The organism is Azonexus fungiphilus, assembly GCF_003634965.1.
GTDB classification, from domain to species: Bacteria; Pseudomonadota; Gammaproteobacteria; order Burkholderiales; family Rhodocyclaceae; genus Azonexus; species Azonexus fungiphilus.
The window spans coordinates 24,226-48,113 of record NZ_RBXP01000002.1 but is presented as its reverse complement, the minus strand read 5'-3'; the positions used below and the strand labels follow the sequence as shown (position 1 = coordinate 48,113).

19 protein-coding genes and 1 tRNA gene are annotated in these 23,888 nt (G+C 66.4%); 16 read left to right on the top strand and 4 right to left on the bottom strand.

What is annotated here, in order from left to right:
* Positions 1-35 precede the first annotated feature (35 nt).
* The 14 genes from DFR40_RS01095 to ppk2 all read left to right on the top strand — a co-directional run bounded on the left by DFR40_RS01095 (position 36) and on the right by ppk2 (position 14,404).
* A complete protein-coding gene (locus tag DFR40_RS01095) occupies positions 36-2,126 on the top strand; it encodes an EAL domain-containing protein (RefSeq protein WP_121456651.1) in 2,091 nt (696 codons plus the stop codon).
* 134 nt (positions 2,127-2,260) lie between these two features.
* Complete coding sequence (locus DFR40_RS01090; protein ID WP_028994852.1) at positions 2,261-2,551, top strand: co-chaperone GroES; 291 nt, start codon at positions 2,261-2,263, stop codon at positions 2,549-2,551.
* 47 nt (positions 2,552-2,598) lie between these two features.
* Complete coding sequence (gene groL, locus DFR40_RS01085; protein ID WP_121456650.1) at positions 2,599-4,251, top strand: chaperonin GroEL; 1,653 nt, start codon at positions 2,599-2,601, stop codon at positions 4,249-4,251.
* Between the two features lie 146 nt (positions 4,252-4,397).
* On the top strand, positions 4,398-4,715 hold the full coding sequence (locus DFR40_RS01080; protein WP_211329704.1) for a DUF485 domain-containing protein: 318 nt from the start codon (positions 4,398-4,400) through the stop codon (positions 4,713-4,715).
* Positions 4,712-6,391, top strand: coding sequence for a cation acetate symporter (locus DFR40_RS01075; RefSeq protein WP_121456648.1), 1,680 nt, complete (start codon positions 4,712-4,714; stop codon positions 6,389-6,391). Before DFR40_RS01080 ends, DFR40_RS01075 begins: the two co-directional genes overlap by 4 nt.
* Before the next feature lie 236 nt (positions 6,392-6,627).
* Positions 6,628-7,299: a response regulator transcription factor gene (locus tag DFR40_RS01070; RefSeq protein ID WP_121456647.1), complete on the top strand. Its 672-nt coding sequence runs from the start codon at positions 6,628-6,630 to the stop codon at positions 7,297-7,299.
* 19 nt (positions 7,300-7,318) lie between these two features.
* On the top strand, positions 7,319-8,791 hold the full coding sequence (locus DFR40_RS01065) for a sensor histidine kinase (protein ID WP_211329705.1): 1,473 nt from the start codon (positions 7,319-7,321) through the stop codon (positions 8,789-8,791).
* Positions 8,792-8,863: 72 nt separating this feature from the next.
* Positions 8,864-8,939: transfer RNA gene (locus DFR40_RS01060), tRNA-Phe, on the top strand.
* An 85-nt stretch (positions 8,940-9,024) separates the two neighbouring features.
* A complete protein-coding gene (locus DFR40_RS01055; protein ID WP_245985563.1) occupies positions 9,025-9,816 on the top strand; it encodes a class I SAM-dependent methyltransferase in 792 nt (263 codons plus the stop codon).
* Between the two features lie 44 nt (positions 9,817-9,860).
* Complete coding sequence (locus DFR40_RS01050) at positions 9,861-11,066, top strand: threonine ammonia-lyase (RefSeq protein ID WP_121456645.1); 1,206 nt, start codon at positions 9,861-9,863, stop codon at positions 11,064-11,066.
* Between the two features lie 130 nt (positions 11,067-11,196).
* Positions 11,197-12,468, top strand: a complete 1,272-nt coding sequence (locus tag DFR40_RS01045; protein ID WP_121456644.1) for an HD-GYP domain-containing protein — start codon at positions 11,197-11,199, stop codon at positions 12,466-12,468.
* Between the two features lie 40 nt (positions 12,469-12,508).
* The gene (locus tag DFR40_RS01040; RefSeq protein WP_121456643.1) at positions 12,509-12,709 is read left to right on the top strand and encodes a KH domain-containing protein; all 201 of its coding nucleotides are present in this window, start codon (positions 12,509-12,511) and stop codon (positions 12,707-12,709) included.
* 63 nt (positions 12,710-12,772) lie between these two features.
* Positions 12,773-13,228 carry a SixA phosphatase family protein gene (locus DFR40_RS01035; RefSeq protein ID WP_121456642.1) on the top strand — a complete coding sequence of 152 codons (456 nt, stop codon included), beginning with the start codon at positions 12,773-12,775 and terminating at the stop codon, positions 13,226-13,228.
* Positions 13,229-13,291: 63 nt separating this feature from the next.
* Positions 13,292-14,404, top strand: coding sequence for a polyphosphate kinase 2 (ppk2, locus tag DFR40_RS01030; protein WP_121456641.1), 1,113 nt, complete (start codon positions 13,292-13,294; stop codon positions 14,402-14,404).
* Here the strand turns inward: ppk2 and DFR40_RS01025 are convergent.
* From DFR40_RS01025 to aceE, 4 genes are all read right to left on the bottom strand, one after another.
* Positions 14,401-14,892 (bottom strand): thioesterase family protein, encoded by a 492-nt coding sequence (locus DFR40_RS01025; RefSeq protein ID WP_121456640.1) that lies wholly within the window; start codon positions 14,890-14,892, stop codon positions 14,401-14,403. The two genes, ppk2 and DFR40_RS01025, sit on opposite strands and share 4 nt — an antisense overlap.
* Before the next feature lie 85 nt (positions 14,893-14,977).
* A complete protein-coding gene (lpdA, locus tag DFR40_RS01020; protein ID WP_121456712.1) occupies positions 14,978-16,753 on the bottom strand; it encodes a dihydrolipoyl dehydrogenase in 1,776 nt (591 codons plus the stop codon).
* 12 nt (positions 16,754-16,765) lie between these two features.
* Entirely contained in the window at positions 16,766-18,358 is a 1,593-nt protein-coding gene (aceF, locus tag DFR40_RS01015; RefSeq protein WP_121456639.1) for a dihydrolipoyllysine-residue acetyltransferase, read from the bottom strand.
* Between the two features lie 15 nt (positions 18,359-18,373).
* The gene (gene aceE / locus DFR40_RS01010) at positions 18,374-21,046 is read right to left on the bottom strand and encodes a pyruvate dehydrogenase (acetyl-transferring), homodimeric type (RefSeq protein ID WP_121456638.1); all 2,673 of its coding nucleotides are present in this window, start codon (positions 21,044-21,046) and stop codon (positions 18,374-18,376) included.
* Between the two features lie 293 nt (positions 21,047-21,339).
* On the opposite strand from aceE, the gene DFR40_RS01005 reads away from it, so the two are divergent.
* On the top strand, positions 21,340-23,229 hold the full coding sequence (locus DFR40_RS01005) for a thiamine pyrophosphate-dependent enzyme (RefSeq protein WP_121456637.1): 1,890 nt from the start codon (positions 21,340-21,342) through the stop codon (positions 23,227-23,229).
* Positions 23,226-23,837: an indolepyruvate oxidoreductase subunit beta gene (locus DFR40_RS01000; protein WP_121456636.1), complete on the top strand. Its 612-nt coding sequence runs from the start codon at positions 23,226-23,228 to the stop codon at positions 23,835-23,837. The genes DFR40_RS01005 and DFR40_RS01000 overlap by 4 nt, the downstream gene beginning before the upstream one ends.
* Positions 23,838-23,888: the final 51 nt, after the last annotated feature.

Here is a 23,888-nt window from a genome sequence, read left to right as displayed (position 1 = left end):
GGGCGGATGATCCGCCCGACGACAGGGGTGGGGCGATGAAAATCCGGCTGGGGCTGTGGATGCTGGCGGTCAGGGACGCATTTGTCTCGCTCCTGCCGTTGACCCTGTTCGGCGTTGCCGCAACGCTGCTCCGGCATTTTCCCGGCGGTCTCGGCTGGCTTTATCCGAATGCCGCCTTCGCCCTGGCCTGGGAGGGCTATCTCGAGCGCGTCGTCGCTGCCAGTCATGGGGTTTTCGGGCTGGCCCTGGCGGTCGTCGTGGCCCTGCATCTGCTGCCCCGCCTGCCGGCGCTGCCCGAGGCCGATGACAATCCGCCGCCGATGATGATTGGCCTGGCGGCGCTGGTCAATTTCATGCTGTGCTCACTCGGGCTGTCGCTTGGCGGCGGCACGATGGGTTACGAGGCGATGCTGCTCGGCATCGTCGTCGGTGTCGCTTCGGCCGAATTGCTGCGCTGGGCGGCCGGGCGGTCGTGGTTGATGTTCGTCGTCGTGCCGGTCGATGCCGACAAGTCGTTGATGCATGCGCTGCGTTTCTGCACGCCGGTGATCTTCTGTGGCGTCCTTGTCCTGTTGCTGGCTGGCGCCGTCTCCGGCGCCTCGCCGCTGGCCGCCTGGTTCGCCCGGCTGGCTTCCTGGCTGGCGGTGTCGCCGCTTGGCGACTACCTGGCAACGGCGGTCGCGATCCTGGTCAACCAGGCCTTCTGGGCGGTCGGCGTGCATGGCGGGCATTTGCTCGATCTCTATGCGGGGGACTTCTTCGTCGCCGCCGGCGCCTCGCCCGACGGTCAGCTGGCCTGGCGTCCCCTGATCGATTCCTTCGTCCTGCTCGGCGGCAGCGGCGCCACCCTCGGCCTGGTCATCGCGATCCGGCTGGCGGCCGGCGACGGCGCGCAGTGGCGGATTGCCCGGCTGGGTTTGCTGCCGTCGCTGTTCAACATCAACGAGGTGATCCTCTTCGGCCTGCCGGTGGTGCTGTCGCCGGTCTATCTCCTGCCCTTCATCGCGGTGCCGCTGCTGCTCGGCTTGCTGACGCTGCTCGCCGTCGATGGCGGGCTGTTCGCGCTGCACGCGGTGAGTATTCCCTGGACGACGCCGCCGCTGGTTTCCGGCTGGCTGCTCAGCGATTCCTGGCGGGGCGCCTTGTGGCAGGTCTTCGAGATCGCCCTGGCGACCCTGTGTTACCTGCCTTTCGTGCGCCGCGCCGAAGCCTTGCGCGCGGCGCGTCATACCCGCCTGCTCGGCAAGGTGATCGAGGCGGTGCGCAACGAGGCGCCGGTCAGGGCGATGGTGATCAGGCGCAGCGACGAACTCGGGATCATGGGCCGGATCCTGCTGGCGGCGTTGCGCGATGATATCCGCCACGGGGCGCTGGCGCTCCATTACCAGCCCAAGCACGACCGCGATGGCCGCCTGGTCGGCGTCGAGGCGCTGGTGCGCTGGCACAGCGGCAAGTTCGGCCCGGTGCCGGCGCAGGTGGCGGTCAATCTGGCCGAGGACGGCGGCTGCATCCGCGAACTCGGCTACTGGGTGATCGAGACCGCCTGCGCGGCTAAGGCGCGCTGGAACGCGCTCGGTTTCGCCCGGCTCGGCGTCGCTGTCAACGTCTCGCCGTCGCAGCTGGCCGACCCGGGCTTCGCCCGCCAGCTGGCGGCGGCGCTCCGCCGGCACGGCCTGGCAAGCCATGAAATCGAGATCGAAATCACCGAGTCGCAGGCGATTCCCGACGAGTTGGCGACCAACGCGACGCTGCAGGCGCTCTCGGAAAAAGGCATGCGCCTGTCGATGGACGATTTCGGCATGGGCTATTCGTCGCTGCTGCACTTGCGTCGCTTCGGCATCCACACGATCAAGATCGACGGCTCGCTGACCCGCGACCTGCAGGGCAACCCGGCCAACGCCGACATCATCCGGGCGATCTGCGCGCTGGGCAAGGCGCGGCAGGTCGAGATCGTTGCCGAGTTCGTCGAGACGCGCGGGCAAATGGAGGCGCTGGCGGCAATGGGCTGCGATGTCTTCCAGGGTTATCTGTTCAGCCCGCCGCTGGCCGAAAGCGAATGTGTCGCCTACTTCGGCCGCTACCTGGCGGCGCCGGCCGACGACAAAAAAATCACCGACGGCCCTTGAAATGCGTCGGGGGCGTCCCTATTATTAGCACTCACCGACGGCGAGTGCTAACAAGCCCCTGTCGGTCCCGGCGCCGCGTTCGACGCGGCCGGCCAATTTTCCGTGTTATGAACACAATTTGAGGAGTGAACACAATGAACATTCGTCCTTTGCATGACCGCGTGATCGTCAAGCGCGTCGAAGCCGAGCGCACCACCGCCTCCGGCATCGTCATCCCGGATTCCGCCGGCGAGAAGCCGGACCAGGGCGAAATCCTGGCGGTCGGTCCGGGCAAGCGCGACGACAACGGCAAGCAGATCGCCCTCGACGTCAAGGTCGGCGATCGCGTCCTGTTCGGCAAGTACGCCGGCCAGGCCGTCAAGGTCGATGGCCAGGAAGTCCTGGTCATGCGCGAAGAAGACATCATGGGTGTCCTGCAGAAGTAATTTTGCGGTCGACCTCTCTCAAAGCATAAATTTCAGGAGCTATTCAAATGGCAGCCAAAGAAGTCAAATTCGGTGATTCCGCCCGCGCCCGCATGGTCGAAGGCATCAACATCCTGGCCGACGCGGTCAAGGTGACCCTCGGCCCGAAGGGCCGCAACGTCGTCCTCGAGCGCTCGTTCGGCGGCCCGACGGTGACCAAGGACGGCGTTTCCGTCGCCAAGGAAATCGAACTGAAGGACAAGTTCGCCAACATGGGCGCCCAGATGGTCAAGGAAGTTGCTTCCAAGACCTCCGACATCGCCGGTGACGGCACCACCACCGCCACCGTGCTGGCCCAGGCCATCGTCCGCGAAGGCATGAAGTACGTTGCCGCCGGCATGAACCCGATGGACCTCAAGCGCGGCATCGACAAGGCCGTCGCCGCCACCATCGAAGAGCTGAAGCAGATCTCCAAGCCGTGCACGACGACCAAGGAAATCGCCCAGGTCGGTTCGATCTCCGCCAACTCCGATTCCTCGATCGGCGACATCATTGCCGAAGCCATGGAAAAGGTCGGCAAGGAAGGCGTCATCACCGTTGAAGACGGCAAGTCCCTGGCCAACGAACTCGACGTCGTCGAAGGCATGCAGTTCGACCGCGGCTACCTGTCGCCGTACTTCATCAACAACCCGGACAAGCAGATCGCCCTGCTCGACAACCCGTTCGTCCTGCTCTTCGACAAGAAGATCTCGAACATCCGCGACCTGCTGCCGGTCCTGGAACAAGTCGCCAAGGCCTCGCGTCCGCTGCTGATCATCGCCGAAGACGTCGATGGCGAAGCGCTGGCCACCCTGGTCGTCAACAACATCCGCGGCATCCTCAAGACCGTTGCCGTCAAGGCCCCGGGCTTCGGTGACCGTCGCAAGGCCATGCTCGAAGACATCGCCATCCTGACCGGCGGCACCGTCATCTCCGAAGAGACCGGTCTGTCCCTGGAAAAGGCTACCCTGAAGGATTTGGGTCAAGCCAAGCGCGTTGAAATCGCCAAGGAAAACACCACGATCATCGACGGTGCCGGCGACGAAGCCACCATCCAGGCTCGCGTCAAGCAGATCCGCGTCCAGATCGAGGAAGCGACCTCCGATTACGACCGCGAGAAACTGCAGGAACGCGTGGCCAAGCTGGCCGGCGGCGTTGCCGTGATCAAGGTCGGTGCCGCCACCGAAGTCGAAATGAAGGAAAAGAAGGCCCGTGTCGAAGACGCGCTGCACGCCACCCGTGCCGCCGTTGAAGAAGGCATCGTTCCTGGCGGCGGTGTTGCCCTGCTGCGCGCCCGTGCCGCGGTCAAGACCCTGAAGGGCGAGAACCACGACCAGGACGCCGGCATCAAGCTGATCCTCAAGGCGATCGAAGCCCCGCTGCGCGAAATCGTTTCCAACGCCGGCGACGAGCCGTCCGTGGTGGTCGACAAGGTCGTTCGCGGCAAGGGTAACTACGGTTACAACGCCGCTTCCGGCGAGTACGGCGACATGGTCGAAATGGGCGTGCTGGATCCGACCAAGGTCACCCGCACCGCGCTGCAGAACGCCGCCTCCGTGGCTGGCCTGATGCTCACCACCGAGTGCATGGTTGCCGAACTGGCTGAAGACAAGCCGGCCGGCGGCATGCCCGACATGGGTGGCATGGGCGGTATGGGCGGTATGGGCGGCATGGGCATGTAAGCCAGCCCGGCATCCTAGCTGTACCGAAAGCCCCGCTCCGGCGGGGCTTTTTCATGGGCGCTTTTGCGGCATCGCAGCATTTGCCGGAATGCGCTATTCTTGCGCCCCTTGCATCGGCGGACCGGGGGGTCCAAGGGGAGGTTCACGTGCAGAAGCATGCCGCAAGTTACGCCCAGATCCGGGAGAACCCGCGCTTTCAGGCGCTGGTCGGGAAACGCAACCGCTACGCCTTTGCGCTGTCGGCGCTGATCGTCTGCGCCTATTTTTCCTACATCCTGCTGATCGCCTTCCGTCCCGACTGGATGGCCCGGCCGCTGGCTGCCGGCATGACCATCAACCTCGGCATTCCCTTCGGCCTCGGCATCATCGTGCTCACCGTGCTGCTCACCGCCCTTTACGTGCGCCGGGCCAACCGCGAGTTCGATCCGGAGGCGGCCGAAATCCGCCGCCAGGTGCTCAAATGAAGGCCCTCGGCCGCTGGCTGCCGGGGCTGGCGCTGCTGCTCCTCGCCGGGATGGCCTGGGCGATGCCGTCGATCGGCCTGGGGCCGCGCAAGCCGACCAACTGGCCGGCGATCGTCACCTTCCTCGCGTGTGTCGGCGCGACGCTGTGGATGACCCGTCTGGCCACCGCGCGCAGCCGTTCCTCGGCCGATTTCTACGCGCCCGGCGGCGGCATCTCCGGTTTCCAGAATGGCTTGGCGATCGCCGGCGACTACATGTCGGCCGCGTCCTTCCTCGGCATCTCGGGACTGGTCTTCGTCAGCGGCTTCGACGGCCTGATCTTCTCGGTCGGCTGGCTGGTCGGCTGGCCGGTGATCACCTTCCTGATGGCCGAGCGTCTGCGCAATCTCGGCAAGTTCACCTTCGCCGACGTCGCCGCCTACCGCTTCGCGCAGAAGCCGGTGCGCAGCCTGGCGGCGATCGGCTCGCTGGTCGTCGTGCTCTTCTACCTGATCGCCCAGATGGTTGGCGCCGGCCAGCTGGTCAAGATCCTCTTCGGCCTCGAATATGCCTCGGCGGTGATCATGGTCGGCATCGTGATGATGCTTTACGTGCTGCTCGGCGGCATGACCTCGACCACCTGGGTGATGATCAACAAGGCGGTGCTGCTGCTCGCCGGCACGACCTTGCTGGCGGTGGCCGTGCTCTGGCGCGTCGGCTTCGATCCGGACGCGCTGTTCGCCCGGGCGAGCGAGCTGCACCGGCTCAAGGACGCGCTGATGGCACCGGGGGGATTGATCAAGGACCCGCTTTCGGCGATTTCGGTCGGGCTCGCGCTGATGTTCGGCACGGCCGGGCTGCCGCACATCCTGATGCGCTTCTTCACCGTTGCCAATGCCCGCGAGGCGCGCAAGTCGGTGGCCTGGGCGACGCTCTGGATCGGCTACTTCTACGTCCTCACCTTCATCATCGGTTTCGGTGCCATCGTCGCCCTGATCGGCAATCCGGCGCCTTACTTCAACGGCGGCCGGGTCGCCGGCGGCCTGCTCGGCGGAGCCAACATGGCCGCCGTCCATCTGGCCAGCGCGCTTGGCGGCGATCTCTTCCTCGGCTTCGTTGCCGCCGTTGCCTTCACCACCATCCTGGCGGTCGTTGCCGGGCTGACGCTGTCCGGCGCCTCGGCGGTTTCCCACGATCTCTACGCAACCGTGCTGCGGCGCGGCAAGGCAACCTCGGAAGAGGAGCGCCGGGTGTCCAAGCTGACCACCTTCGCGCTCGGCGTCATCGCCGTCCTCCTCGGCATCGTCTTCGAGCGCCAGAACGTCGCCTTCATGGTCATGCTCGCCTTCTCGGTGGCCTGTTCGGCCAACTTCCCGGTGCTTTTCATGGCCGTCCTCTGGCGTGGCTGCACGACGCGCGGGGCGACGCTGGGCGGTTACCTCGGGCTGTTCTCGGCGCTGCTGCTGACGGTGTTGTCGCCGGTGGTCTGGGAAAGCGTGCTTGCTCACCCGCGCGGCAGCGCGCCCTTCCCTTATGCCTCGCCGGCGATCGTCTCGATGCCGCTGGCCTTCCTTGCGATCTGGCTGGTCTCCCGCTTCGATCGTTCGCCGCGGGCGGCGCAGGAGCGGGCCCTGTTCCAGGATCAGCTGATCCGTTCGGAAACCGGTATCGGTGCGGCGAGCGCGCATTCGCGCTGAGTCGTGCAATGTGACGGTCAACCCCGTGGCAGGCCGGAAAACGGCCGGTGCTTTTATTTGCTAGACTTGTCGGCCACGGGGAAAAAAAACGGTAGGGGGCAACCCAGTGCAGGATCGGGCGGCCCCCTGAGTCGGGGCTTGCGCCTCGAACTCCTAGACCATAAAAGGAGAACAGCCCGCTCAGATTACTGCGGCAGGCTTACAAAACGCTTACGCCAGCAAAGGGTGGTTCGAAGATGCGAATTCTGATTGCCGAGGACGATGCCATCATCGCCGATGGTCTCTCCCGCTCGTTGCGCCAGGCCGGTTATGCCGTCGATTGGGCGGCCAACGGTCTCGATGCCGATACGGCGCTGCTTACCGTTTCCTATGATCTGCTGATCCTCGATCTCGGCCTGCCCAAGCTGTCCGGCCTCGAGGTGCTCAAGCGCCTGCGGGCGCGCAATTCGCAGCTGCCGGTGCTGATCCTGACCGCGCTCGACGGTACCCACGACCGGGTCAAGGGGCTCGACCTCGGTGCCGACGACTACATGGTCAAGCCTTTCGAACTGGCCGAGCTGGAGGCGCGGGTAAGGGCGCTGACCCGGCGTTCGGCCGGGACCGCGCCGACGATCCAGTGCGGTGCGCTGAGCTTCGATCAGGTCGGTCGGGTCGCCCAGATCGACGGTGCGCCGCTCGACCTGTCGGCGCGCGAGGTCGGCCTGCTCGAAGTGCTGCTGGCACGGATGGGGCGCCTGGTGAGCAAGGACCAGCTGGTCGATCACCTGTGCGGCTGGGGCGAGGAGGTCAGCCACAACGCGATCGAGGTCTATGTGCATCGCCTGCGCAAGAAGCTCGAGCCGGGCGGCGTCAAGATCGCCACCGTGCGCGGCCTGGGTTACTGCCTTGAGCGACCGCAAAGCGAGTAGTGCCGGCAATGCCGGTCCGATGTCGCCGGAAACCGAGCGCTCGCTGTTCGGCGAGATCCTCGACTGGATGCTGGCGCCGCTGCTCTTCGTCTGGCCGCTGAGCATCGCCTTCACGCACTATTTCGCCAACAACGTCGCCAATTTTCCCTACGACCAGTCGTTGCGCGAGCTGGTCGGCACGCTCAGCCGGCAGGTCCAGCTGGTCGACGGCAAGCCGGTCGTCTCGCTGCACGCCTCGACCCGGGCAATGCTGCGCGCCGACGAGCTCGACAGCGTCTACTTCCATGTCCTGACGCAGGACCGCAAGCTGCTGGCCGGCGACCAGGACCTGCCGATTCCCGCGCTGGCCGGCGTCGCCGGGGTGCTGCCCGGCGAGGTCTATTTCCGCGACATGGAATACAAGGGCCAGGACATCCGCGTCGCCTATTCCTACATCGCCGAGCCGCAGGCGCCGGTCGAGCAGTGGGTGCTGGTCGAGGTCGCCGAGACCACCGAGAAACGTACCCAGCTCGCCAACCGCATCGTCGCCAGCGTCATCCTGCCGCAGTTCATCATCATCCCGCTCGCCGTGATGCTGGTCTGGTTCGGCCTGTCACGCGGGCTGCGGCCGCTGACCCGGCTGCGCAACACGATCGAGGATCGCGACCCGGGTGACCTTTCGCCGATCGCCACCCGGCGCGTGCCGGAAGAGCTCGAGCCGCTGGTCGAGGCGTTCAACGAGATGCTCGAACGCATGAAGCGCAACGTCGAGGCGCAGCAGCGCTTCGTCGCCGACGCTGCCCATCAGATGCGCACGCCCTTGACCGGTTTGAAGACGCAGGCGCAGTTCGCCGTCCGTGAAACCGATCCGGCCGCCTTGCGCCATGCGCTGCGCCAGATCGCCACCGGCGTCGACCGGGCCGGCCGCCTGGTCAACCAGCTGCTGACGCTGGCACGTACCGAGGGCAGCGAAATCGCCCAGCAGAAGCACGAGCCGACCGACCTCGCCCAGCTTGCCCGCGAGGTCGTCGAGGACTGGGTGATCATCGCGCTCGAGAAGCGCATCGACCTCGGGTACGAGGCCGAGGGGGCCGCGATGATTTCCGGCAATGCCTTCCTGCTGCGCGAGCTGCTCAAGAACCTGATCGACAACGCGATCCGCTACACGCCGGCCGGTGGCCACGTCACCTGCCGCATCCTCGACGACGGCAGCAGCATCCTGCTCGAGGTCGAGGATGACGGCATCGGCATCACCGAAGAACAGGCCGAGCTGGTTTTCGAGCGTTTCTACCGTGTCGACGACGCCACCACCGAAGGCAGCGGCCTCGGCCTGGCCATCGTCCAGGAGATCGCCAGCCAGCACGGGGCGCGTGCCCGGCTGCGCCCGAATCCGCGCGGCAAGGGCGCACTCGCCCAGGTCGTCTTCGTTGCCTGGCATCCGCCGCTGCCGCCACCGCCGCCGCCGGACGACTATGCCGAGCTCTACCGGCAGTCGCCGCCGCTCGGTCCCTGAGCGGGAATCCCGGAAAATGCGAGAAGGCCCTTGCGAAGCGCCTTTCGCCCCGCTATAATGCGCGCTCTTTACGGCCAAGTAGCTCAGTTGGTAGAGCAGCGGATTGAAAATCCGCGTGTCGGTGGTTCGATTCCGCCCTTGGCCACCAGAATTCGCAATGCAAAACGCCAACCCTCGCCGGTTGGCGTTTTCGTTTGTGCGGCGGCAGTCGCCAACCCCGGGGAGGTCGCGTGATGAATCCAGCTATGGCGCCCGCATCGCTTCCGGTCGGCCGGGTCGAGGCGGCCGGGCCGGCTTTTGCCGAGGCAGCGGCAGCGCTGGCGGCGAGCCTGGGACTGGCGCTGACCGGCGAGGCCGACTACGTCCTGCGCCTGGGGCCGGCCGGGCTGGCGCTGCAGGAGCTCGGGCCGCAGGCGCCGGGGCCGCTGCTGGTCGATTTCCTGCATGGGGCACAGGCGCATCGCCGCCTGCAGGGCGGCGGTTCCGGGCAAATGATCGCCAAGGCGGTCGGCATCCAGTCCGGCGTTCGCCCGGTGATCCTCGATGCGACCGCCGGGCTTGGCCGCGACGCCTTCGTGCTGGCCCAGCTCGGCTGTCCGGTGACGCTGATCGAGCGCCAGCCGCTGGTCGCCGCGCTGCTGCGCGACGGTCTCGCACGGGCTGCCGACGATCCCGAGGTGGCGCCGATCGTCGCGCGCATGCAACTGCGCCAGGGTGACGCCATCGCCCAGATCACGGGGTGGACGGAAGCGCCGCCGCAGGTGATCTATCTCGATCCGATGTTCCCCCACCGCGAGAAGAGCTCGCTGGTCAAGAAGGAAATGAGCATGCTGCGGCCGCTGGTCGGCGACGACGACGATGCGCCCGCGCTGCTCGCTGCCGCCCTGGCGCTGGCGAGCCACCGGGTGGTCGTCAAGCGGCCGCGCAAGGCACCGGTGGTCGCCGGGCGGCCGCCCGGCTACGCGCTCGAGGGCAAGTCCAGCCGCTTCGACATCTACCCGCTGCGCTCGCTGAAGCCGGCCTGATCGGGTGCTAGACTGGCGCTTCGCCAATCCGTCCCGGTCTCCCGATGTCACTGACTGCCGAAGCCATCCACGCTGCCGCCGCCCGTCTGGCGGATCACGTCCTGCGCACGCCTTGCGTGCCGTCGCGGACATTGTCCGAAATCTGCGGCTGCGAAATCTTCCTGAAGTTCGAGAACCTGCAGTTCACTGCGTCCTTCAAGGAGCGCGGTGCGCTCAACAAGCTCGCCCAGCTGTCGGCGGTCGAGCGTGCCCGTGGCGTGCTCGCGGTCTCGGCCGGCAACCATGCCCAGGGGGTTGCCTACCATGCGCAGCGGCTGGGCATCCCGGCGACCATCGTGATGCCGCGCTTCGCACCGGCGGTCAAGGTCGACAACACCCGCCGCTTCGGCGCGACGGTGATGCTCGAGGGCGACACTTTCGATGATGCGCGGACCTTCGGCCTGGATTTTGCCGAAAAACAGGAGTTGACCGTGGTGCATCCCTACGACGACCTGGCGGTGGCGGCCGGCCAGGGGACGATCGGCCTCGAGATGCTGGCCGAGTGCCCCGACCTCGACACGCTGGTGGTCCCGGTCGGCGGCGGCGGCCTGATCAGCGGCGTGGCGACGGCGGCGCGCGCGCTGGCGCCGGCGGTGCAGGTCTTCGGGGTCCAGACCGAGCGCTTCCCCGCCGCCTGGAACGCATTCCACGGCGAGCACGCGCCCTGCGCGCAGGCGACCATCGCCGACGGCATCGGCGTCCGCCAGCCGGGCGCGCTGACCGTGCCGCTGATCCGCGAGCGGGTGCATGACCTCCTGCTGGTGGGCGAGGACGATCTCGAGCGGGCGATCGTGATGCTGCTCGAAATTGAAAAGACCGTCGTCGAGGGCGCCGGTGCTGCGGGTCTTGCGGCATTGTTGCGGCATCGCGAGCGTTTCGCCGGGCGCCGGGTCGGCCTGATCCTGTCTGGTGGCAACATCGAGCCGCTGCTGCTGGCCGAGATCATCCGCCGCGGCATGGTCCGCTCCGGGCGTCTGGCCCGGCTGCGCTTCGACGTCCGCGACGTGCCCGGCGCCCTGGCCGATGTTGCCGCAATGCTCGGCAAGCTCGGTGCGAATATCGCCGAGGTCCAGCACCAGCGGGCATTTTCGTCGCTCTCGGTAGAGCGGGCGCATATCGAGGTGGTGGCCCATACGCGCGGTCTGGCGCATATCGACGAAATCCTCGCGGCTGCCGCCGCGATGGGCTATCGGGCCGAGCTGACCGGCTGAGCGCCGATGGCGATTTGCGGTGCCGGCTGCGGATGCGATGCATTCCTTGTTGTAATATTGTGTCTTTCTTCTCCCGCCAGCGGCTGCCGACCCTTGCCGGCACTGGCCGGGCGACGGGCGACCCGAACCGATGACTGCCTACAGTTCCAACCGGCACTGCGTTGAAAAGCTGCTCGGCCTGGCCGACAGCCATACCATCGTTGCCACGGAGGACATCTACGACGATCAGGGCTTCAAGCTGCTGGCCAAGGGCGCCGCGATCTCGCGCGAGATGCAGGATCGCCTGCTGCTGCGCAAGCTGCGGGCGCCGCTTGAATCCTCGCTGACGGTCGAAGGCGGCCTCAGTGTCGCCGATGTCGTCGGCGGCGCCCTCGACCTGATCGGCCAGATTCCCGAACTCGAAGCCGTCGCCGGCGCCCGCGCCGCCCGTGAAATCCTGCGCGACGGACGCAGCCTGCACATTCCGCCGCCGCTGATGCTGCTGCTGACCTGCGCCCGGCATGCCGATCCCGCCAGCTACCGGCGGACCCAGATCGTCACCGCGCTCTGCGCCGGAATCGCCGCGCAACTCGAGGCGAGCCCCGGTGAAACGCAGATGCTGCTGGTCGCGTCGGCGCTGCACGACCTCGGCGAGATCTACATCAACCCGGAGTTCCTGCAACGCCAGGGCCGACTGACGCCGCGCGAATGGAAGCACGTGGCCACGCATCCGCATGTCGGCCAACTGCTGATCCGCAGCCTGACCTCGCTGCCGCACGGCGTCGCCGCCTGCGTCGGCCAGCATCACGAACGCCACGACGGCAGCGGTTACCCGGCCCAGCTGGCGCGCGAGGAGCAGCATTTCCTCGCCGGCTGGATCGCCGTCGCCGACGCGGCGGCGGCCCTGATCGCCCGGGGCGAAACCTGCGGCGACCGCATCTCGCTGGCCTTGCGCATCGTGCCCGAGGAATTCGAACGGGCGCCCGCCGACGTCCTCATCCGCAGCCTGCGCGCCCGCGGCAAGGCGGTGCCGGTGGCGACCGGCAGTGCCAGCGTCGAGCAGGCCCAGCGCCTGCTCGAGCGGCTCGAGAGCGCCGGCGACGGGCTCAACGCGCTGGTCGCCGGCAGCCCGGTCGGCCTTGTCGTCGAGGTCTGCCACAAGGCGGCGCATCTGCTCGAGGGCTTTGCCAAGTCGCTGCGCGCCACCGGCATCCTCGACGCCGCCGTGCTGTCCGGCGAGGACATCGCCGACCAAGGGCTGCTCGAGGAAATGCGCCAGATCGTCAGCGAGGTGACCTGGCGGGCGCGCAACCTGGCCCGCAACATCTACCTCGCCGTCGATGCGCTCAAGGACGAGACGGTGCTCGCCCAGGTCGGTGCCATCATCGACCTGCTCGACGCGGCGCCGGAGGGCGCCGAGTAAGGGGCTGACAGCCGCCAATGCCCCCGCTATCATCCGGGGCATGCACAAATGGATGCCGCAACCCGGCGATCTCGCCCTCTATGTCGGTCGCACGCGGGCGCAGACGCGCAACGTCATCGTCGTCGCCGAGGCCCGGGCGGGACGGATGGTCGTCGACGCGATCGGGCGCAAGGGCATCAACGTCCGCCTGACCGTCTGCCGTGACAGCCTGCGCCAGCCGCAGCCCGATCTTTTCGCCTGAGCGCCGGCTGCAATCCGGGCGTAACATCGCAGCGACATAATGCCGGCTTTTCCGGAGGTCACGATGGATCTGTTGTTGTGGCGTCACGCCGAGGCCGAAGACGGCGAGGACGACCTGAAGCGCCGGCTCACCGAGCGCGGCGAGAAGCAGGCCCGGCGCATGGCGCTGTGGTTGCACGAGCACATGCCGCGCGAGACGCGCATTGTCGTCAGTCCGGCGATCCGCACCCAGCAGACCGCCGAGGCGCTCAAGTTGCCCTTCGAAACCCAGCGCAAGATCGGTCCCGATGCCTGTGTCTCCGAGCTGATCGCCGCCTGCGGCTGGCCGGATGCCAGCGGCTCGGTGCTGATCGTCGGCCACCAGCCTTCGCTCGGCCGTCTTGCCTCGCTGCTGCTGGCCGGCCAGGAGGCCGACTGGAGCATCAAGAAGGGCGCCGTCTGGTGGTTGAGCAACCGCCTGCGCCGCGGCGACACGCAGACCGTGCTGCGGGCGATGCTTCCGGTCGAACTGCTGGACTAGACAAGCGCGCGTCATCGGCGTGAAATAGCCCTTTTGCCAACGCAGACAAGGGAAGGGGATTTCATGGCGACTACCAAGAACAAACCGGATACGCCGACGACCGTCACCAAGCCGGCTCGCCGCCCGCGCGTCGCGCGGCCGCGCCCGGCCGCCGGCGGCGATGTACCGCCGGTGCAGACGCCGGCCGGGATCGAAGGATTCACCGTGCATGCAGCGGTCGACGCCGCCCAGGAGGCAAAAATGGCGGCGATGCGCGACATCCTCGCCAACTCGCCGAACGAGGAAGGCCTGGTCCTGCTCAAGAGCCTGCTCAAGCAGCAGCGGATCGCGGTCAACGACGGCATTGCCAACCCCGACGAAGAACTGGCCAAGGACTGGCGCGACGGCGGCTATCCGTACAAGAACCTGATGCAGCGGGGCAACTACGAGCGCCAGAAGTACCGGCTGCAGGTCGAGTTGCTCAAGCTCCAGGCCTGGGTCAAGGAAACCGGGCAGAAGGTGGTGATCCTGTTCGAGGGTCGCGACGCGGCCGGCAAGGGCGGCACCATCAAGCGCTTCATGGAACACCTGAACCCGCGGGGCGCCCGCGTCGTCGCGCTGGAAAAGCCCTCGGAGATCGAGCGCGGCCAGTGGTACTTCCAGCGCTACGTGCAGCATCTGCCGACCAACGGCGAGATCGTGCTCTTCGACCGCTCCTGGTACAACCGCGCCGGTGTCGAGCGGGTCATGGGTTTCTGCTCGGACCACGAGTACGGCGAGTTCGTCCGCCAGGCGCCGGAATTCGAGCGCATGCTGGTGCGCAACGGCATCCACCTGATCAAGTTCTGGTTCTCGGTCAGCCAGGAAGAGCAGCGGCGCCGCTTCCGCGAGCGCAAGGTGCACCCGCTCAAGCAGTGGAAGCTGTCGCCGATCGACATGGCTTCGCTCGACAAGTGGAGCGACTACACCAAGGCCAAGGAAGCGATGTTCTTCCACACCGACACCGCCGACGCGCCGTGGACGGTGATCAAGTCGAACTGCAAGAAGCGCGCGCGGCTCAACGCCATGCGCTACGTCCTGCACAAGCTGCCCTACACGAACAAGGATACCGGCCGCATCGGCAATCTCGATCCGCTGATCGTCGGTCGCGCCAACGTCGTGTACGAACGCGGCGAACAGTCGGTGGCGCTGCTCTAGCTGACGACGTAGGCGGCGCAGCCGGTGGCGATGAGCAGGCCGGCTTCGTTCTCCAGCGTCATCTGGATCGAGGCGATGCGGCCGCCGAGCCGGGTGATCCGGCCGGTGGCGGTGAACGTCTTGCCGATGCCCTGGTGCAGGAAATCGGTGCGCAGGTCGATGGTGCCGATGCGGCCGAAGCGGTGCGCCACCTGCTCGGCGGTTTCGCCGGCGTATTTCTCGGCGATGCCGACGACCGCCGCGAAGCCGCCGACGGTGTCGAGGGTCGCCGCGATCACGCCGCCGTGCAGGCGGCCGTAGAGGTAGTGGCCGACCAGTTCCGGACGCATCGCGAAGCTGAGCTGGGCGGCGGCCGGGTCGAAGGAGGCGACCTTGAGCCCGATCACTTCGTTGAAGCTGATCCGGTGTTCGAACATCTCGCGCAGCATGGCCTCGAGGCGGGCCTGTTCCTGCGGCGAGCGGCGGGGGAGTTGGGGGGCGTGTGTCATGCGCCGGGTTTTAGCATAAAAAAGGCGACGGGCTAAGCCCGTCGCCAAATACGAACGCTAAGAACCTAGCGTAACGCAGAGGACCTTACTTCTTGCGCGGCGGCGGCACGTCGGTACACGAGCCGTGGGCGACTTCGGCAGCCATGCCGACCGTTTCGCCGAGCGTCGGGTGCGGGTGGATGGTCTTGCCGATGTCGACTGCGTCGCAGCCCATCTCGATCGCCAGGCAGACTTCGCCGATCATGTCGCCGGCCGACGGGCCGACGATGGCGCCACCGATGACGCGGTGCGTCTCGGCATCGAAGACCAGCTTGGTGAAGCCGTAGTCGGCACCGTTGGCGATGGCGCGACCGCTGGCCGCCCACGGGAACTTGGCGACCTCGACCTTGCGCCCTTCCTTCTTCGCCTGCTCTTCGGTGTAGCCGACCCAGGCCACTTCCGGATGGGTGTAGGCGACGCCGGGGATGACCTGGGCGTCGAAGGCGGCCTTGTGGCCGGCGGCAACTTCCGCCGCGACGTGGGCTTCATGCACTGCCTTGTGGGCGAGCATCGGCTGGCCGACCAGGTCGCCGATGGCGAAGATGTGCGGCACGTTGGTGCGCATCTGCTTGTCGACCGGGATGAAGCCGCGTTCGTCGACGATCACGCCGGCCTTCTCGGCGGCGAACTTCTTGCCGTTCGGTGCGCGGCCGGCGGCCTGCAGGATCATGTCGTACTTGACCGCTTCGCTCGGCGCGCCTTCGCCTTCGAACTTGACGTAGAGACCGTCGTCCCTGGCGTCCACGGCGACTGTCTTGGTCTTCAGCATGATCTTGTCGAAGCGGTGCAGGTTCTGCTTTTCCCAGACCTTGACCGCGTCGCGGTCGGGGCCCTGCATCAGCGCGTCGGCCATTTCGACGACATCGACCTTGGCGCCCAGCGTCGAGTACACCGTGGCCATTTCCAGGCCGATGATGCCGCCGCCGATGACCAGCATCTTCTCCGGCACGAAGCGCAGTTCGAGCGCGCCGGTCGAGTCGACGATGCGCGGGTCGCGCGGGATGAAGGGCAGATGCACCGCCGCCGAACCGGCGGCGATGATGCACTGCTGGAACTTGATGACCTTCTTGGTGCCGGTCTTGTCCTGGCTGCTGCCGGTGGTTTCCTCGACTTCCAGATGGTGCGGGTCGAGGAAGTGGCCGTAGCCGCGCACGACCTCGACCTTGCGGCCCTTGGCCATGCCGGCCAGACCGCCGGTCAGCTTGCCGACGACCTTGTCCTTGTGGGCGCGCAGCTTGTCGATATCGACCTGCGGCGCGGCGAAGCTGACGCCGAGGTCGCTGGCGTGCTGCGCCTCGTCGATGATCTCGGCGACATGGAGCAGGGCCTTCGACGGGATGCAGCCGACGTTCAGGCAGACGCCGCCGAGCGTCGCGTAACGCTCGACGATGACCGTCTTCAGGCCGAGGTCGGCGGCGCGGAAGGCGGCCGAATAGCCGCCCGGGCCGGCGCCGAGGACGAGCATTTCGCACTCGATGTCGGCGCTGCCGCCGTGGCTGGCAGCCGTCGGTGCCGCGACCGGGGCCGGAGCGCTGGCCGGGGCGGCGGTTTTTGCCGGATTTTCCGGGTTGACCGTCGCATTGCCGGCTTCGACCTTGATCAGCAGGGCGCCTTCGCCAACCTTGCTGCCGACCTGGACCAGCACTTCCCTGACCGTGCCGGCGACCGGCGACGGCACGTCCATGGTCGCCTTGTCCGATTCCAGGGTGACGATCGCTTCGTCGACCTTGATCGTGTCGCCGACCTTCACGAACAGCTCGATCACCGGCACGCTGTCGAAATCGCCGATGTCCGGGACTTTCACTTCAACCAGATTGCTCATGGTCATTCCCCCTTACAGCGCGACGCGACGGAAGTCGGCGAGCAGCTGCGCGACATAGACGTTGAAGCGGGTCGCCAGCGCGCCGTCGATGACGCGGTGGTCGGCGGTCAGCGAAAGCGGCAGGGTCAGGCGCGGCACGAATTGCTTGCCGTCCCAGACCGGCTTCATCGTCGACTTGTTGACGCCGAGGATGGCCACTTCCGGCGCATTGACGATCGGCGCGAAGTAGGTACCGCCGATGCCGCCGAGCGAGGAAATGGTGAAGCAGGCGCCCTGCATGTCGGCCGGCTTGAGCTTGCCGTCACGCGCCTGCTTGGCGAGGTCGCCGGATTCCTGGGCAATCTCGAACACCGATTTCTTGTCGGCGTTCTTGATCACCGGCACGACCAGACCGTTCGGCGTGTCGGCAGCGAAGCCGATGTTGAAGTACTTCTTCAGCACCAGATTGTCGCCGTCGAGCGAGGCGTTGAACTCGGGGAACTTCTCCAGCGCCTTGACGCAGGCCTTGACCAGGAAAGCCAGCATGGTCAGCTTGGCGCCGCCACCCTTTTCGTTTTCCTTGTTGAGCAGCACGCGGAAGGCTTCGAGGTCGGTGATGTCGGCGTCTTCGTGGTAGGTCACGGCCGGGATCATCACCCAGTTGCGCGACAGGTTCTGGCCGGAAATCTTCTTGATGCGCGACAGCGGCTTGACCTCGATTTCACCGAACTTGCTGAAATCGACCTTCGGCCAGGGCAGCAGGTCGAGTCCGCCGCCCAGGCTGGCGCCGGCAGCGGCGACCGGTGCGGCGGTGGCGCCGGACATCACGCCCTTGACGTACCTGGTCAGGTCTTCCTTGACGATGCGCCCCTTGGGGCCGGTCGCCGGGACCTTGGACAGATCGACGCCGAGCTCGCGGGCGTAGGCGCGCACCGACGGCGAGGCATGCACCTTGGCGCCGAGGGCGAGCGGCTGCGCCACGGCTGCCGGCAGCGAGGCCGGGGCGACGCTGACGGTCGACGCGGTTTTCGGGCTGTTTTCCGGGTTGACCGTCGCCGCCGGTGCCGGCGCGGCGGCCGGGGCAGCCGGGGCGGCAGCAGCAGCGGCGCCGCTTTCGACCTTGATCAGCAGCGAACCTTCGCTGACCTTGGAACCGACCTGGACCAGCACTTCCCTGACCACGCCGGCGACCGTGCTCGGCACGTCCATCGTGGCCTTGTCGGATTCGAGGGTGGCGATCGCGTCGTCGACCTTGATCGTGTCGCCGACCTTGACGAACAGATCGATCACCGGGACGCTGTCGAAATCGCCGATGTCCGGGACCTTGACGTCGACCAGCGCCCCGCCGGCTGCCGGCGCGGCGGCCGGTGCGGCCGCACCAGCGGCGGCGGCTTCGACCTTGATCAGCAGCGAACCTTCGCTGACCTTGGAACCGACCTGGACCAGCACTTCCCTGACCACGCCGGCGACCGTGCTCGGCACGTCCATGGTGGCCTTGTCGGATTCGAGGGTGGCGATCGCGTCGTCGACCTTGATCGTGTCACCGACCTTGACGAACAGGTCGATCACCGGAACGCTGTCGAAATCGCCGATGTCCGGGACCTTGACTTCGATGAGTTGGCTCATGGTGGTCTCCTTCCCTTAAACCGACATCGGATTCGGCTTGGCCGGATCCAGGTTGTACTTGACCAGCGCGGCAGCGACCTTCTCGCGGCCGATCTTGCCTTCGTCGGCGAGCGCCTTGAGCGCCGCCAGCGTCACCCAGTGGCGATCGACCTCGAAATGGTGGCGCAGCTTCTCGCGGGTGTCGGAGCGACCGAAGCCGTCGGTGCCCAGCGTGATGTAGCTGCCCTTGACGAAGGGACGGATCTGCTCGGCGAAGAGCTTGATGTAGTCGGTCGCGGCAACCACCGGGCCGGTGCTGCCGGCGAGCTTCTGCTCGACGTGCGACAGCTTCGGCTCTTCCAGCGGATGCAGCAGGTTCCAGCGGGCCACATCCTGGCCGTCGCGGGCCAGTTCGTTGAAGCTCGGGCAACCCCAGATGTCGGCTTCGACGCCCCAGTCGTTCCTGAGCAGGTCGGCAGCGGCGATGACTTCGCGGAAGATGGTGCCGGAGCCGAGCAACTGCACGCGCAGGTCGCCGGCGCCGCCCTTCTTGAACGAATACATCCCCTTGATGATGTCGGCCTCGGCACCGGCGGGCATTTCCGGGTGCTCGTAGTTCTCGTTCATCACCGTGATGTAGTAGAAGACGTCTTCCTGCTCCTGGTTCATCCGGCGCAGGCCGTCCTGGACGACGACGGCGACTTCGTACTGGAAGGTCGGATCGTAGGAGACGCAGTTCGGGATCAGGTTGGCCAGGATCAGGCTGTGGCCGTCCTCGTGCTGCAGGCCTTCGCCGTTCAGCGTCGTGCGGCCGGCGGTGCCGCCGACCAGGAAGCCGCGGGCGCGCTGGTCGCCGGCCGCCCAGACGAGGTCGAGCACGCGCTGCATGCCGAACATCGAGTAGCAGATGTAGAACGGGATGGTCTGCACGCCATGCACCGAGTAGGCGGTGGCGGCGGCGATCCAGTCGCTCATCGCGCCGGCCTCGTTGATGCCTTCCTGGAGCACCTGACCGTCCTTCGATTCCTTGTAGAACATCAGCTGGTCATGGTCTTCCGGGACGTAGTTCTGGCCTTGCTGGTTCCAGATGCCGACGGCGCGGAACATGCCTTCCATGCCGAAGGTGCGCGATTCGTCGGGCACGATGGGGACGACGTTGCGGCCGACCTGCTTGTCCTTGAGCAGCATGTTCATGATGCGCACGATGGCCATCGTCGTGGACAGTTCGCGGCCTTCGCCGGAGGCCTTGAGCAGTGCCTCGAACTTGTCCAGCGCCGGGATCGCCAGCGGTTCGGCCTTGCGCCGGCGCGACGGCAGGAAGCCGCCGAGCGCCATGCGCCGTTCGCGCATGTACTGGTATTCGGGCGAGTCCTCGGCGAACTTCAGGTAGGGCAGTTCCTCGAGCTTGTCGTCCGGCACCGGCAGGCCGAAGCGGTCGCGGAAGCGGGCGATCTGCTCCTTGTCCATCTTCTTCTGCTGGTGCGAGATGTTCATCGCCTCGCCGGCCTGGCCCATGCCGAAGCCCTTGATGGTCTTGGCCAGGATCAGCGTCGGCGCGCCCTTGTGGGTGACGGCTGCGTTGTAGGCGGCGAATATCTTGAAGATGTCGTGGCCGCCGCGGTTCAGGTTCCAGACGTCGTCATCGGTCCAGTCGGCGACCAGCTCCTTGAGTTCCGGCGTGTTGAAGAAGTGCTCGCGCACGTAGGCGCCGTTCTTGGCCTTGAAGGTCTGGTACTCGCCGTCGCACAGTTCCATCATCCGCTTCTTCAGGATGCCCTTCTTGTCGCGGTTGAACAGGGCGTCCCAGTGGGTGCCCCAGATCAGCTTGATGACGTTCCAGCCGGCGCCGCGGAATTCGGCTTCGAGTTCCTGGATGATCTTGCCGTTGCCGCGCACCGGGCCGTCGAGGCGCTGCAGGTTGCAGTTGATGACGAAGATCAGGTTGTCCAGCTTTTCGCGGCCGGCCATGCCGATCGCGCCGAGCGATTCGACCTCGTCGGTCTCACCATCGCCGAGGAAAGCCCAGACCTTGCGCTGCTCGGCCTTGGCGGCGTCGATCAGGCCGCGCGAGGCGAGGTACTTCATGAAGCGGGCCTGGTAGATGGCCTGGATCGGGCCGAGGCCCATCGACACCGTCGGGAACTGCCAGAAGTCGGGCATCAGCCACGGGTGCGGGTAGGAGGAGATGCCCTTGCCGTCGGTTTCCTGACGGAAGTTGTCCATCTGTTCCTCGCTCAGGCGACCGAGCATGAAGGCGCGCGAATAGACGCCGGGGACCGAGTGGCCCTGAAAGAAGATCAGGTCGCCGCCGGTGTCGTGGTCGAGGCTCTTCCAGAAATGCGAGAAGCCGACGTCGTAGAGCGCGGCGGCCGAGGCGAAGGAGGCGATGTGGCCGCCGACGTTGGTGTCCTTGTTGGCGCGCACGACCATGGCCATGGCGTTCCAGCGGATGTAGGAGTGGATCTTGATCTCCAGGTCCGGGTTGCCCGGGTACTTGGGCTGCTGGTCGGCGGGGATGGTGTTGATGTATTCGGTGTTGGCCGAGTACGGGATGTCGATGCCGTCCTCGCGGGCCTGCCCGATCAGCTTCTCGATCAGGTAATGGGCGCGGCTGGCGCCTTCGTTGCTGATGACGCCTTCGAGGGCGTCGATCCATTCCTTGGTTTCCTGCGGATCGATGTCCGCGGGCAGGTTCGGCTGATCGGCCATGGTTTGTCTCCTACGTGGGTTTTCATTCTGTCTTGCCGCTAGAGCAGGACAACTTTAACGCTTTGCACGGGGCGATCACACCCCGTGTTTACACCTAGTTTCTGTTCCGCATTGTAAAAACAAAATTCGCATTGTGCAATATCTCGCGTCATATCGACGGACTCGTGCCCTGGCCTTGTCCCTGTCGTCGATATGAAACAGAAAATTAAAAGATGCTCTGTTGAGTTGTATCAAATTGGCCTGTTGGCGCATTCCTATAATCGACGCTTCCGCATTTGCTATCAGGAGCTTCCATGGCAGCAGTCATGCCCGCACCGGCCGCCAGCCGGCTGCTTTTGTCCGGCAACGAGGCGGTCGCCCGCGCCGTCTGGGAGGCCGGCGTCAAGGTTGCCGCGGCCTATCCGGGGACGCCGGCGACCGAGATGCTCGAAGTCGTCGCGACCTATCCCGATCTCTATGCCGAGTGGTCGGTCAACGAGAAGGTCTCGCTCGAGGTCGCGATCGGTGCCGCCTATGCCGGTTCGCGGGCTTTCTGTTGCATGAAGCATGTCGGCATGAATGTCGCCGCCGACGCGCTGATGACGCTGACCCTGACCGGCGTCTGCGGCGGCCTGGTGATCGCCGTTGCCGACGACGTCGGCCTGTCGTCGTCGCAGAACGAGCAGGATTCGCGCTACTGGGGGCGCTTCGCCCATGTGCCGGTGCTCGAGCCGGCCGACTCGCAGGAGGCCTACGCGATGACGCTGGCCGCCTACGAACTGTCCGAGCGTTTCCAGGTGCCGGTGATTCTGCGCATGACGACGCGCATCAACCACGTCAAGTCGCTGGTCACCGTCGGCGAGCGCGTGGCCCATGCCGGCCCCGGCTTCAGGAAGGATCCGGCGCGCTTCGTCATGGTCCCGGGCAATGCCGGCAAGCGCATTCCGCTGATGTTCCAGCGCGACCGCGACCTGCGCGCGCTGGCCGAGACCTCGCCGCTCAATGTCATCGAGCCGGGGCGCGACCGCCGCGTCGGCTTCATCACCTCCGGCCCGGCCTACATGCACGTCAAGGAGGCCTTCCCCGAGGCGCCGGTGCTCAAGCTCGGCTTCTCGCATCCGGCGCCGTTTGCCAGGTGCCGCGAACTGGCGGCGCTGGTCGACCAGGTCGTCGTCGTCGAGGAAGTCGAGCCGCTGCTCGAGACCGAACTGAAGGCCCAGGGCCTGGCGGTCGTCGGCAAGGAAATCCTGCCGCTGCAGGGCGAGTTGTCGCCGGCGGTGCTGCGCCCGGCGATCGCCCGGCTGCTCGGCGAGACGCTGCCGGAAAATGCCGTTTCCGGGGCGTCGACCGTGGCATTGCCGGTTTTCCCGCGACCGCCGACGATGTGCGTCGCCTGTCCGCACCTCGGCGTCTATTACACGCTGTCGCAGGTGCGCAACCTCAACATCTCCGGCGATATCGGCTGCTACACGCTGGGCGCCGGCCATCCGTGGAATGCCCTCGATACCTGCGTCTCGATGGGCGCGTCGATGGGCATCGCGCTGGGCATGGACAAGGGGCGCGGCGAGGCCGACAAGGACAAGCGCGTGGTCGCCGTGATCGGCGATTCGACCTTCCTGCACATGGGCATGCAGGGCCTGCTCGACATGGTGTACAACAAGGGCAACGTCACCGTCCTGCTGCTCGACAACCGCGCCGTCGGCATGACCGGCGGCCAGGACAACCCGGGCAACGGCCGCGACATCCATGGCGACGACGCGCCGCGCATCGATTTCGCCAAGCTGGTTTCGGCGCTGGGGGTCAGGGACGAGCGCATCCACGTGGTCAATCCGTACGAGTTGCCGGTGCTCTTCAAGACCATCCGTGAGGAGGTCAAGGTGCCGGAGGTTTCGGTGATCATCACCGACCAGCCCTGCGTGCTGATCAAGGATTACCACAAGCTCAAGCCCTATGCCGTCAGCGACGACAAGTGCACCGGTTGCGGCAACTGCGTCGATGTCGGCTGCCCGGCCATCCATGTCACGCGGCGCGGCAAGGAGGTCAAGGCCAGCGGCCGCGAAGTCGACCTCGCCTTTGTCCGCATCGACTCCTCGGTGTGCACCGGTTGCGGCCTCTGCCTGCAGCCCTGCGCGCCGAAGGCGATCGAGCACTACGTGCCGAGCGCCCCGATCCAGTTCGCTTCCCGTGGAGGCTGCCAGGCATGAGCGCTACGACCAACATCCTCGTCGTCGGCATCGGTGGGCAAGGCGTCATGACCGCCACCGAGATCCTCGCCGAAGCCGCGATCGCCCTCGGGCACGACGCCAAGAAAACCGAAGTCGCCGGCATGGCGCAGCGCGGCGGCGTCGTCTCCTCGCACCTGCGCTTCGGCGACCGCGTGCTCTCGCCGCAGATCACGCCGGGCAGCGCCGACGTGCTGCTCGGCTTCGAATCGGCCGAGGCGATGCGCTGGCAGCACATGCTGAGAAAAGGCGGCATTACGCTGATGAACACCGCGCGGCTGGTGCCGCCGGTGGTCGAGCTCGGCCTCTTCGAATATCCCGCCGATCCGCTCGGCGAAATCCGCAAGACCGGCAACAAGGTGGTCGCCTTCGACGCGACGACGATCGCCGAGGAACTCGGCGACATCCGTCTCGGCAACACCGTGATGCTCGGCGCCATCGCCGATCACCTGCCGTTCGGCGCGGAAATCCTGCTCGACTGTGTGCTCAAGCGCTTTGCGCGCAAGGGCGAGAAACTGCTCGAGCTCAACCGGCGCGCTTTCGCAGCCGGCAGGGCGGCGGTTGGCGCGGCTGAAGCAGCGCTCGCGTAATCTGGTAAAATCCGCGCCGAATCAAAGGGAAAGGCCGCCGCCTTTCCCCTT